This window comes from Streptomyces phytophilus (assembly GCF_013870535.1).
In the GTDB taxonomy this organism is placed as follows: domain Bacteria; phylum Actinomycetota; class Actinomycetes; order Streptomycetales; family Streptomycetaceae; genus Streptomyces; species Streptomyces phytophilus.
Genome location: NZ_JACBXC010001319.1, coordinates 1 through 1,630, shown reverse-complemented (window position 1 = coordinate 1,630; position 1,630 = coordinate 1). Strand labels below are relative to the sequence as shown.

At 72.7% G+C, this 1,630-nt stretch carries 2 protein-coding genes and 1 pseudogene; 2 read left to right on the top strand and 1 reads right to left on the bottom strand.

All coding sequences use genetic code 11. The features are described 5' to 3' along the window. Positions 1–206 precede the first annotated feature (206 nt). The gene (locus tag H5J30_RS31975; RefSeq protein ID WP_181791101.1) at positions 207–992 is read left to right on the top strand and encodes an IclR family transcriptional regulator domain-containing protein; all 786 of its coding nucleotides are present in this window, start codon (positions 207–209) and stop codon (positions 990–992) included. A 27-nt stretch (positions 993–1,019) separates the two neighbouring features. On the opposite strand, the gene H5J30_RS31970 is transcribed toward H5J30_RS31975, so the two are convergent. Then, positions 1,020–1,175 (bottom strand): hypothetical protein, encoded by a 156-nt coding sequence (locus tag H5J30_RS31970; protein ID WP_181791103.1) that lies wholly within the window; start codon positions 1,173–1,175, stop codon positions 1,020–1,022. 205 nt (positions 1,176–1,380) lie between these two features. Between H5J30_RS31970 and H5J30_RS31965 the strand changes: the two are divergent. Continuing rightward, positions 1,381–1,630: pseudogene (locus H5J30_RS31965) on the top strand (hypothetical protein); the annotation flags it as partial.

Sequence of the window (1,630 nt, the reverse complement as noted above, 5' to 3'; positions counted from 1 at the left end):
GGCGGCGACGGTCGCGAACGCCTCGCCGGTGTACGGGTCGAAGTCCTCGGTCGTACGCTCCGAAGCGGCCGGCACGTCCTTGCCGCCGATCTGGAGGTTGCGGTGCGCGATCATGGCTCCCCCTCCACTGCCCACTCCTCGTGTGCGCGAGGCGAACGACAATTCTCACAGGGAACATAGATGCGACGCGAGCGGCGAGGCAAGATATGAACGTGCAGGGCCGGGAACCACACTTCGTCCAGTCCTTCGACCGCGGGCTCGCGGTCATCCGCGCCTTCGACGCGGACCATCCCGAACTGACCCTCAGCGACGTCGCCCGCCTGTGCGACCTCACCCGCGCCGCGGCCCGCCGCTTCCTCCTCACCCTGGCCGACCTCGGCTACGTCCGGAGCGACGGCCGCCTCTTCCGCCTCACCCCGCGGGTCCTGGAGCTGGGCTACGCCTACCTGTCGAGCTTCTCGCTCCCGGAGATCGCGGAACCGCACCTCGAACGGCTGGTCGCCGAGGTGCGCGAGTCGTCCTCGCTGTGCGTGCTGGACGGCGACGACATCGTGTACGTCGCCCGCGTCCCCACCAGCCGCATCATGACCGCCACGATCACGGTCGGCACCCGCTTCCCGGCGTACGTCACCTCCGTCGGGCGCGTCATCGTCGCCCACCTCCCGCAGCCGGAGATCGACACCCGCCTCGCCGCCGCCCGCCTCGCCCCGCTGACGTCGCGCACCGTCACCTCGGCGCAGACGCTGCACGCCGAACTGGCCCGGGTACGCAGGCAGGGGTACGCGATCGTGGACCAGGAACTGGAGGAGGGCCTGCGCTCGGTCGCGGCCCCGGTCCGGGACCGCGACGGCACGGTGGTCGCGGCGGTCAACATCCCCGTGCACGCGAGCCGGAACTCGGTCGAGTCGGTACGCCGCGACCTGCTGCCGCACCTGCTGGCGGCGGTCGCGAGAATCGAGGCGGACCTGAGGGTGACCCGCACCCGCACATGAGCCAAGACCAGCCCGCCCACCGACCGACTACCCGGCCCCCACCCTCGCCACGGCCGGCCCAGACCGCGGCGAGATCGAGAACAGCAGTGCGGGCAGCAGCGCCGCGGCGGTGAGCAGGCCCATGCCGGCTGCGCCGGCGGCGAGGGGAGGGGCGGCGCGCCGGGTCCGCGAAGCGGTCGTCATGGCGGGTCAGCGGCCGGGGCATCTCCTCCGTCAGCCCGGTCAGCTCCACGGGCGTGAGGTACAGGTTCCAGTCGCCGGAGTACTCCGCCACGCCCGCGGCAGCCGGTGGTGGTCGACGGGTGGCGCGCCCAGATCCATCTAAAGATAGCTTTAGAGGGGTCTCGATAGGCAGCCCGGCGAGCCGCCCCGGAGGAGGATGGGACCGATGGACCTGGAGAGTGTCGCGGACGAGTTGTACGCGCTGCCGCCCGGCGAGTTCGTCGCCGCCCGCGGTCGGCACGTCGCCGCGGCGCGCACGGCCAAGGAGCCGGCCCTCGCCAAGGAGATCGCCGCGCTGCGCAAGCCGACCCTCGCCGCCTGGGCCGGGAACCTGCTGGTGCGCTCCGCACCCGAGCAGGTCGACGCGCTGAACCGGCTCGGGGAGGGCCTGCGCTCCGCGCAGGAGCGGCTCGCGG

Coding starts and splice junctions, on each gene's coding strand:
- H5J30_RS31975 (WP_181791101.1), top strand. CDS start 207: ATGAACGTGCAGGGCCGGGAACCACACTTCGTCCAGTCCTTCGACCGC.
- H5J30_RS31970 (WP_181791103.1), bottom strand. CDS start 1,175: ATGACGACCGCTTCGCGGACCCGGCGCGCCGCCCCTCCCCTCGCCGCC.